General features: G+C 34.2%; 11 protein-coding genes. All 11 read left to right on the forward strand.

Annotation, left to right across the window (positions count from 1 at the left end; all coding sequences use genetic code 11):
• The coding region (locus PLI06_09890; GenBank protein HOI77903.1) for an alanine:cation symporter family protein at positions 1–297 on the forward strand (297 nt) is incomplete at its 5' end.
• A gap of 12 nt (positions 298–309) precedes the next feature.
• A complete protein-coding gene (locus PLI06_09895) occupies positions 310–909 on the forward strand; it encodes a nitroreductase family protein (GenBank protein ID HOI77904.1) in 600 nt (199 codons plus the stop codon).
• 1 nt (position 910) lies between these two features.
• Positions 911–1,822 (forward strand): 2-phospho-L-lactate transferase, encoded by a 912-nt coding sequence (gene cofD, locus PLI06_09900; protein HOI77905.1) that lies wholly within the window; start codon positions 911–913, stop codon positions 1,820–1,822.
• Positions 1,823–2,476, forward strand: a complete 654-nt coding sequence (gene cofC / locus PLI06_09905; GenBank protein ID HOI77906.1) for a 2-phospho-L-lactate guanylyltransferase — start codon at positions 1,823–1,825, stop codon at positions 2,474–2,476.
• 72 nt (positions 2,477–2,548) lie between these two features.
• Positions 2,549–2,986, forward strand: coding sequence for a metal-dependent transcriptional regulator (locus PLI06_09910; protein HOI77907.1), 438 nt, complete (start codon positions 2,549–2,551; stop codon positions 2,984–2,986).
• A complete protein-coding gene (gene feoB / locus PLI06_09915; protein ID HOI77908.1) occupies positions 2,973–4,901 on the forward strand; it encodes a ferrous iron transport protein B in 1,929 nt (642 codons plus the stop codon). The genes PLI06_09910 and feoB overlap by 14 nt, the downstream gene beginning before the upstream one ends.
• 9 nt (positions 4,902–4,910) lie before the next feature.
• Positions 4,911–5,633, forward strand: coding sequence for an iron dependent repressor, metal binding and dimerization domain protein (locus PLI06_09920; GenBank protein ID HOI77909.1), 723 nt, complete (start codon positions 4,911–4,913; stop codon positions 5,631–5,633).
• A 224-nt stretch (positions 5,634–5,857) separates the two neighbouring features.
• Entirely contained in the window at positions 5,858–6,220 is a 363-nt protein-coding gene (locus tag PLI06_09925) for a hypothetical protein (GenBank protein HOI77910.1), read from the forward strand.
• Between the two features lie 136 nt (positions 6,221–6,356).
• Positions 6,357–6,860, forward strand: coding sequence for a hypothetical protein (locus PLI06_09930; protein HOI77911.1), 504 nt, complete (start codon positions 6,357–6,359; stop codon positions 6,858–6,860).
• An 11-nt stretch (positions 6,861–6,871) separates the two neighbouring features.
• Positions 6,872–7,543 (forward strand): PadR family transcriptional regulator, encoded by a 672-nt coding sequence (locus PLI06_09935; GenBank protein HOI77912.1) that lies wholly within the window; start codon positions 6,872–6,874, stop codon positions 7,541–7,543.
• A gap of 184 nt (positions 7,544–7,727) precedes the next feature.
• Positions 7,728–8,741 carry a radical SAM protein gene (locus tag PLI06_09940; GenBank protein HOI77913.1) on the forward strand — a complete coding sequence of 338 codons (1,014 nt, stop codon included), beginning with the start codon at positions 7,728–7,730 and terminating at the stop codon, positions 8,739–8,741.
• Positions 8,742–8,798 lie beyond the last annotated feature (57 nt).

Raw genomic sequence — 8,798 nt, forward strand, 5'->3', positions numbered from 1 at the left:
CTTGGTATATTTGGAACGGCCGTAATAGTCCTATGCTCTATATTATTTGGGTATTCAACTATCCTTGGGTGGTCCTACTATGGTGAAAAATGCTTTGAATATCTTTTTGGGGTTAAGAAAAAATATCTGTATAAGATAGTCTTCTTATTTACAGTATTTTTTGGATCTATTACATATGTTGATATAGTATGGAACATATCGGATATGTTTAACGGGCTTATGGCAATTCCTAACTTAATAGCTTTAGTAGCATTGGGCGGAATTGTAGTTGGCGAAGTAAAAAAGTATTTTAAATAAATAGAGGCGATTATGGGCATTGATTTAATAAAAAAAAGAAAAACTATCAGAAAATTCAAGAATGTCCAAATTGAAAAAGAAGATGCAATATCCTTAATTGAAGCGGCTATACAGGCACCATCAGCCCATAATTTTCAGCCGTGGGAATTTATACTTATCGATTCTAACGAAGTAAAAGAAAAGTTATCGTCCAAGATGGCTTCAACTTGGAAGAATAATCTAAAAAAAGACGGTAAATCGTCGTATGAGATTCAAGAAAGAATAAGTCTGTCAAAAGGGCGAATAAACAATGCTCCGTTTATAATTATTCCATGTTTTGACACTTCAAAGGTAGAAAAGTACGGCGATGAAAGAGACAATGCAGAATTTATAATGGGTGTACAGAGCGTGGCATTGGCTTCAGAAAATATTTTACTTAGAGCTACAGAAAAAGGATTTGGGGCATTATGGCTATGTGCGCCTCTCTTTTGCCCTGAAGATGTGAGAGAAGTTCTTGGAATTCCAAATCATATTTTGCCCCAGGAGATCCTAGTAATTGGGATACCAGACGAAGACCCGATAAAGCCAAAAAGAAGAGATCTAAACGATTTAATACATCACAACAAGTGGTAATATGATAACAGTCCTTTCAGGCGGTGGCGGAGGGGCCAAGTTTGTTGATGGACTTTCGAGTCTAACTCAAGATATTTCAGTAATTGCAAACACGGGTGATGATATTGAAATTTATGGCCTACATGTATCGCCCGACGTAGATACTATTATGTACACTCTTTCTGGAGAAATCGATGTTAAAAAAGGATGGGGCATAAAAAATGACACTTTTGTCTGCCAGAAATATCTCAAATCATTGGGATATGAGGACTGGATAAGCCTGGGTGATAAAGACTTAGCAGTGCACATAAAGAGAACAGAACTTCTTAAATCAGGTAAAACTATGACTGAAGTAACATCTGAACTTTGCAAAAGATTTGGAGTAAACATCCCATTAATCCCAATGACAGATGATTTTTTTCAAACACACATTGAGTTAGATAGCAAGACAATTCATTTTGAAGAGTACTATATCACAAGGCCAAAAGGAATGATAAAGAATATTATTTATAAAGGTAAAAAAAAGGCAAAACCATCTGATGAGTTTCTGAACGCGCTTGATATTTCAGATTGGGTAATCCTCCCTCCCTCTAATCCTTTGGTGAGCATAGGTACAATTTTATCTCTAAAAGGTATAAAAAAGAGCATAAGAGAAAAAAAAGTGATAGGCGTGTCCCCTCTTATTCAGGGAAGGGCAATAAAAGGGCCACTAGTTGAGCTTATGAACTCCTTAGATTATGAGGTAAATTCTTTTGGTGTGGCAAAGTACTATGAAGGGTTATTGGATATATTTATAATCGATACTATGGAATCTGATTTAGCAGAAAGAATTAGTGGAGAACTTGGCATGGAAGTATTTACAACTGACACTTTGATGAAGACAAGAAAGGATAGAGCAAAGCTATCTAAGTTCGTCCTCAATAGGATGGATTAAATGGCCTTACCGGTACTCCTCCCTTTAAAATATGTCAATTTTTCTAAATCTAGGCTTAATGAAATATTAGGCCAGAATAAAAAACATCTTGTCATCGCACTTTTAGAAGACATGATCTCATTACTCCAAAAGTATCCAGAAATTGAGATATATCTTCTTACAAAAAAAGAAAATCTGGATATCATCCCAAAGGAGTTGGGCGTCAGATTCATCTTTGAAGATGAAAAAGATTTGAATAGAGCTTTAGAAAAGGGCGTGAGTTTCATAAAAGGCAAAGGGGAAAAAGTTTTGATATTGCCTTTGGATTTGCCTTTCATTAATGAAGAAGACATTAAAAAACTTATTCTCATCGCTAAAGATGAAGGTGGTGCCATATCGCCTTCGTCTAGAGATGGCACTTCGGCGATGATACTGCCCCTAGATAGAAAATTTAAATTACAATTTGGTGAAAGAAGTTTTCAAAAACATCTGTCTGAATTTGAGAAAAAGAAGATTCCCTTTCAAATCCATTATTCAGAATCTTTGTATTATGATCTAGACACGCCTGAAGATGTCATGAGGGTATTGGATATAAAGAAGGATAGTAAGGCTTATTCTTTATTAAAAGATATCGCCTCTCCCGATTATAATTATGATAACTTAGTTGACAAGTAATCTATTATTCAAAATATTTTGGTGGACCGAAAGATTTATAAATTAGGCCAACCGAAACTATTTACTGATACAATGCCAAAACAGGATGTAGAAGAATATCTGGAAGCTATACTTGATCTAGTTACAGAGAAAGAGATAGCTAAGACAACAGACATTGCTCAAGTTTTGGGTGTTTCGCCATCAAGTGTAACAGAAGTAATCCAAAGGCTTAATAAAAATGATTTGATTTTTTATGAACCTTACAAAGGAGCTAAATTAACAGAAAAGGGATTGAAAATAGCCAATAAAATAAAAAGAAAACACAGACTGGTCGAAATATTTCTTTCTGATTATTTACACATCAATCCAGATAATGTTCATGCTGAAGCATGCAGAATGGAGCACTGCGTTTCAGATGAAGTTACTGATGCTTTATGTAAAATGATGGGAGGGCCATCAAAATGTCCGTGTGGCAAAGATATACCGAAATGCGATCCTGATAAGGATTGTGATATTTGTGAGAGGCGATAAGGCAATGAGTATGACAATAGCACTAGTAGGAAGCCCGAATGTGGGCAAAAGCGTAATATTTTCTCATCTTACTGGTAAGTATGTAACAGTGTCAAATTATCCTGGAACAACTGTTGAGTTGTCAAGAGGGAAGGGATTATTAGGACTTAAAAAAGTGGATATATTAGACACCCCTGGTTCAAACAGCCTTATTCCAATGTCTGAAGACGAGGAAGTAACTAGAAATGTATTGATTTCTGAAGAGATTGATTATGTGGTGCAGGTAGCAGATGAAAAAAATCTACAGAGAGCTTTAATGATCTCTTCAGAACTTTCTGAACTTGGATTACCTTTCACCCTTGTATTGAACATGGCTGACGAAGCTAGAAGGAAAGGGGTAATAATTGATATTGATAAACTTTCTAAAATACTTGGGGTACCCGTAGTTGAAACTGTTGCTGTTGAGGGCAAGGGCATCGCCAAAATGAAAAAATTAATACCTGCTTCATCAAAATCTTATGTTAAAGTAAACTATGGAAAACTCGAAAGCTCTGTTGAAAAATTAACAAAAATACTTGGAAGCAGGGGAAAAGCCATAATGGCTTTGTCAGACGAATCTTTTGCTGAAAGGATTTTAAAAGATAAGAAAAAGATAGAAGAGGTAAAAGAAATAGTCAAAAAAGAGAAAGAATCTATTTCAGTACCCCTATTTTATTATATCCGGGAAAAGAGGAGAGAAGAGACACTCCATATCTTAAGAAAAGTTAAAAATGAAGAGAAGGTCCTTAAAACTCAATTATCTGAAAAATTCAGCAATCTTACTTTAAATCCAGTTACAGGGGTACCAATATTCCTTGGCATAGTATTGCTGCTTTACGAGTTTGTTGGGTATCTTGGAGCCCAGATAATGGTTGAGTTCTTGGAAGAAAAGGTCTTTGGCCAGACATTGAATCCCATTTTGATTAGTTTCTTTGATAATTATATCCCCAATGATTTTATTTCTAGAATGTTTATAGGGGAGTTCGGGATAATCACAATGGCGCTGACATATGCCATAGCAATTATATTGCCCATTGTTTTGACATTCTTCATAGCTTTTGGGCTTCTAGAAGATTCAGGCTATTTTCCAAGGCTTGCTGTAATGGGCAATAAACCTTTGAAGTTTTTAGGATTAAACGGTAAGGCGATACTACCTCTTATCTTGGGATGTGGTTGCGTGACCATGGCTACAATCACAGTAAGAACTTTGGACTCAAAGAAAGAGAGAATAATTGCAACACTTCTGTTGGCACTTGGAGTTCCATGCTCTGCACAAATAGCTGTAGTTTTTGCTATGGCTTCAGCACTTTCATTCAAGGCATTACTATTCATTTTTTCAGTAGTTTTGCTTCAGTTAATCTTTATCGGTTCATTGTCTTCCAAGATAATCAAAGGTCAGTCTTCAGATTTCATAATGGAATTGCCACCATTGAGGATTCCAAAATTTTCAAATATACTCTATAAGACTTTAATGAGGTTAGAATGGTATGTTAAAGAGGTAATACCCATATTTATACTGGGAACACTATTCCTGTTCTTCTTCAACGAATTTAAAATACTAGAGATAATTGAGAGATTATTCTCCCCCGTTGTTGTCAGTTTCCTAGAGCTCCCGAAAGAGGCTGCCAGGGCATTTCTGATGGGATTCTTTAGAAGAGATTATGGAGCAGCTGGATTATTTCAATTACAAGATGTTGGATTAATGTCAAACGTGCAGACAGTTGTAAGTCTAATAGTTATAACACTCTTTGTCCCCTGTATTGCAAATTTTTTCGTTATCGTAAAGGAGAGGGGGGCAAAGATAGCCACAATGATATTTCTCTTTGTTTTGGTATATGCCATCCTAATTGGAGGAGTAACAAATATATTCCTTAAATACACTGGAATTATGTTTTAGAGGGATTTAATGATAGAAGAGATAATCGAAGAGTCACTTGAATACATCTGGACTATGAGAGAACAAAATGATGAAAAAGTTGAAAATTTCGTCAAAGGGATTTATTTAAGGTGTAATTTTTCTCAAATTGCAGGAGATTTATCTCCCGAAGCTGTTTTGGAAGCTTTGAAAAGCGAAGGATATATTGAGATTCAAAATAACAAGATTAAGTTCCTAAAGAAGGGCGAAGAGATTGGTAAGAAAATAATAAGGAGGCATAGGCTTACAGAGAGACTCCTGAAGGACATACTACAGATGACAATTGATGAAATAGAGGAGCCCGCATGCAGACTCGAGCATACAATCACTGAAGGATTGGAAGATTCTATTTGCACTCTTTTAGGGCATCCCAGTGTATGCCCTCATGGATTTGAGATCCCTCCAGGTAACTGTTGCAAAGATGTATCAAAAACATTGGAACCAATAATAGTCTCGCTCAACGATATGGAAGCGGGGGGCGAAGGCAATATAATGTATTTAGTTACAAAGAGCCACCCTAGACTGCAGAGGCTTTCCACCTTGGGACTTAGCCCAGGTTCAAAGATAAAAATTATTCAAACTTTTCCAACATTTGTAGTCCAAGTCGATGAAACCCAAATTGCCTTAGAGAAAAGTATTGCAAAGGACATCTTTGTACGAAAGACAAATGGGCACGCCCATAAAAGGCATAGGCATAGAAGAGGCTTGTTCTAAAAGGTGTCAGAATATTAATTTTATTTTTCCTTATTTGGATTTAATCTTGATAAAAACAATATATTTAAATATTATAAGAAGCATATTATTATAATGTGATTTAACTGAATTTCTTTTTTTTTCATGTTAAAAATATATGTAAAACTGTTACATACCCTCCATAAAAAAGAAATGCATTTTCATTAGAATAAATCAATAAGAATAATATTAAGGAGGTAATAAATATGGCAGAAAGGCCGACAATAACAATGGCTGAAAGAAATAAAATGATAATGGATCTAAGAGAAAAATACACAGCTAATTATATTAAGCAGTTAAAAGAGGAACACCCTGATTGGTCAGATTCTAAAATAAGAGGTGTAGCCGAAAATATGGCTCAAAAGGCTGTTTCACAAAATACTCAATGGAATGTAGATGTAGTTGAAAAAGGAAAAGTAGTTTACAAAGCTGGTAAAGGCGAAGAAACAATGATCAAAAGAGAACCTGTGCCAAAAGTAGAACAAACTGCTAAAACAGCTACAAAAACACCTATACCAAAAAAGAGTATCAAAGATATGCTTTCTGATGTTTTTAAAAAGAAGAAATAAAGTAGAAGATGCTTTATTTTTCTCTATTTTTTTTTAAATAGATCTCATAAAATTTTCTTATTATATTTCTATAAATCTAAAACTTTATATAGTATAAATTATACTAGTATATATTAGACCTTAATAGTGAATTAATATGACATTAGAAAGAAAAATAAGTAAATCATTCAAAATGGACGAAGAAACCTGGTTAAGGCATGCAAATCCTTGGAGTGGCTGGACAAGATTCTCAGGACTACCTCTATTAGCTTTCTCATTTTGGAGCAGAATGTGGTTCGGATGGGCCTGCGTAGTACCCATCATAATTAGTTTGATCTGGATTTATATTAATCCAAGAGTTTTCCCTAAACCAAAATCTACTAAGAACTGGATGTCTAGAGGGGTATTCGGTGAAAGGGTGTGGCTCAATCGGGATAAAATACCTGTACCCGGACATCATAAGTCTGCACCTAATATATTAAGTGCAATTGGGGCATTAGGATTGCCCTTTGTGGTATGGGGTATTTTTAGATTTGAGATATGGCCCCTCTTGATGGGAATATCTTTGGTGTATCTGGGAAAATTGTGGTTTATGGATAGGATGGTCTGGCTTTATGAAGACATGAAGCATTTGCCTGAATATGGTAAATATGAATACTAAAAAGGTACTATATGGCAAAATATTTAGAGTTAAACATTGAAGGGCTAAAATTCCTAAAGCATACAAAACAGATAAATCTGTCTGAATTATTAATTCTCGGACTTTTAAGCTATAAAGAACTAAGCGGATATGAAATCTATAAAATATTTGAAAAGAAGTCGGAGATAACAGACCCTATTCTTAAGCTGAATAAAGCAACCATATATAATTCTTTAAGAAATATGGAGAAACAGGGATTTGTAAAAGTAAAAGATAGAATTGAAGATACTAACAAACCCCCTAAATCGATATATGCCATTTCAGAGTTAGGTATAGAGAGCTTAAAAAAAATATTGATTAATAGTTCAGAAAATCCTGTCAATGCATATGTAAATATTTATGTTGATCTATTCTTCTATAAGATATTTGATAAGAAAGAGATCAAAAGAATTATTCATCAAAAGATAAATCAAAATAACGCCTTGATCCAAATACTAGAAATGTATGTTAAAGCTTGGCCAACTAATATTGTAGGAGTAATGTCCCAAAGCCAGATTGGCATATATGAAAATATAACTGAGACCCTAAACAAAATCCTGATTTTGCTGGAAGATAAATCCGTTGAAGAAATCTTCAGTTTTAAGGAATTTAGTGAAAAAGAATTGTTTGAAAAATTAAGTCAATTGAATACCAAGAGGGAATAAAATTGTTGTGTTAGAAGGTATCATAGAGATCAATAACTCAACTAAAAAGATCAAATTCAATTTGAAACCGTTAGAAAGTATATGAAAGAAGAGGGATTGAATCTTAAGAAGATAATAGGAGAATAGATTAATATAGATAAGAAATAATAAATATATTTGGTAATAGCATCTAGAAAGTGAGTTCATGATAAAGAATATTCTTCTTGGGAGACCATTTTTAGTCGTGTTTAATCTTACAAGAAGATGCAATTCTATATGTCCAATGTGTAGTATATGGAAAACACCTTCTAAACCAAAAGACGAGCTTACCTTTGAAGAGATTGAGAATATATTCAAGGATTTAAAATCTTACGGCGTAAAGCATGTTTTTCTGCAGGGCGGCGAGCCTTTACTTAGAAAGGATATAGTAGAAATTATTGAATTACTAATTGGCCTAGGATTCAACCCAACTTTGATAACAAATGGCTTGCTCTTAGATGAAAAAATTGCCAATAAAATTGCAGAACTCAAGTGCAATGTGAGTATAAGTCTTGATTCTCTAGACGAAAAGAAATATGAGAAAATTAGAGGTGTTGACAAACTTCCCCTTTTACTAAATAATATAGAGCAGTGTAGTAAAATAAAAGATAAAAAAGGAATGTGGCATATAACTTCAACAATAAGCAAAATAAATTATGGCGAAGTTATGGATCTATTTTACTTTGCGCGAAAAAATGGATTTAGTTTTAATGCTTATCCTTATAATTATTCCCACTGCTATTCTAGTGCATATGACGAAGAGATGAGTTACGATGCTAATCCAGCAATAATTATTGACGCATTTAAAAAATTGAGTTTATTATCTAAAAAGGAAGGATTGATATTTGATAAGCTCATATATGACGAGTCAATTAAGTATCTTGAAGGCAATTATTGTGCACCATGTGACGCCATGAAGAGATCTATAATACTAACTGAAAAAGGGGAAATAGCCCCATGTCTTGAATTCAATCAATCTGCAAATCTAAAAGGAACGGGAATAAAACAAGCCCTAAAAGAATTGGATTATTCAAAAGTAAAAAAATGTTATATGGAAACTCCTTGCTTCTATGGATGCACACGTGGATCAGGAATTATTATCCGTAAAATCCCCGAAGTCTTCTTGTTTACCATAAAAAATCCAAGAACTATTGCAGGTTATATTCGGGCTTATTTTTAATTTCGGCTGTGGGACATATTAACCTGCATTTAGATTCAAAAGATTGTGCCAGAGCGC

The sequence above is a fragment of the Methanofastidiosum sp. genome (genome assembly GCA_035362715.1).
Classification (GTDB): domain Archaea; phylum Methanobacteriota_B; class Thermococci; order Methanofastidiosales; family Methanofastidiosaceae; genus Methanofastidiosum.

Bases quoted from the DNA above. Each gene is read 5' to 3' on its own strand.
- PLI06_09895 (HOI77904.1), top strand. From the start codon at position 310: ATGGGCATTGATTTAATAAAAAAAAGAAAAACTATCAGAAAATTCAAG.
- cofD (HOI77905.1), top strand. From the start codon at position 911: ATGATAACAGTCCTTTCAGGCGGTGGCGGAGGGGCCAAGTTTGTTGAT.
- cofC (HOI77906.1), top strand. From the start codon at position 1,823: ATGGCCTTACCGGTACTCCTCCCTTTAAAATATGTCAATTTTTCTAAA.
- PLI06_09910 (HOI77907.1), top strand. From the start codon at position 2,549: ATGCCAAAACAGGATGTAGAAGAATATCTGGAAGCTATACTTGATCTA.
- PLI06_09920 (HOI77909.1), top strand. From the start codon at position 4,911: ATGATAGAAGAGATAATCGAAGAGTCACTTGAATACATCTGGACTATG.
- PLI06_09925 (HOI77910.1), top strand. From the start codon at position 5,858: ATGGCAGAAAGGCCGACAATAACAATGGCTGAAAGAAATAAAATGATA.
- PLI06_09930 (HOI77911.1), top strand. From the start codon at position 6,357: ATGACATTAGAAAGAAAAATAAGTAAATCATTCAAAATGGACGAAGAA.
- PLI06_09935 (HOI77912.1), top strand. From the start codon at position 6,872: ATGGCAAAATATTTAGAGTTAAACATTGAAGGGCTAAAATTCCTAAAG.
- PLI06_09940 (HOI77913.1), top strand. From the start codon at position 7,728: ATGATAAAGAATATTCTTCTTGGGAGACCATTTTTAGTCGTGTTTAAT.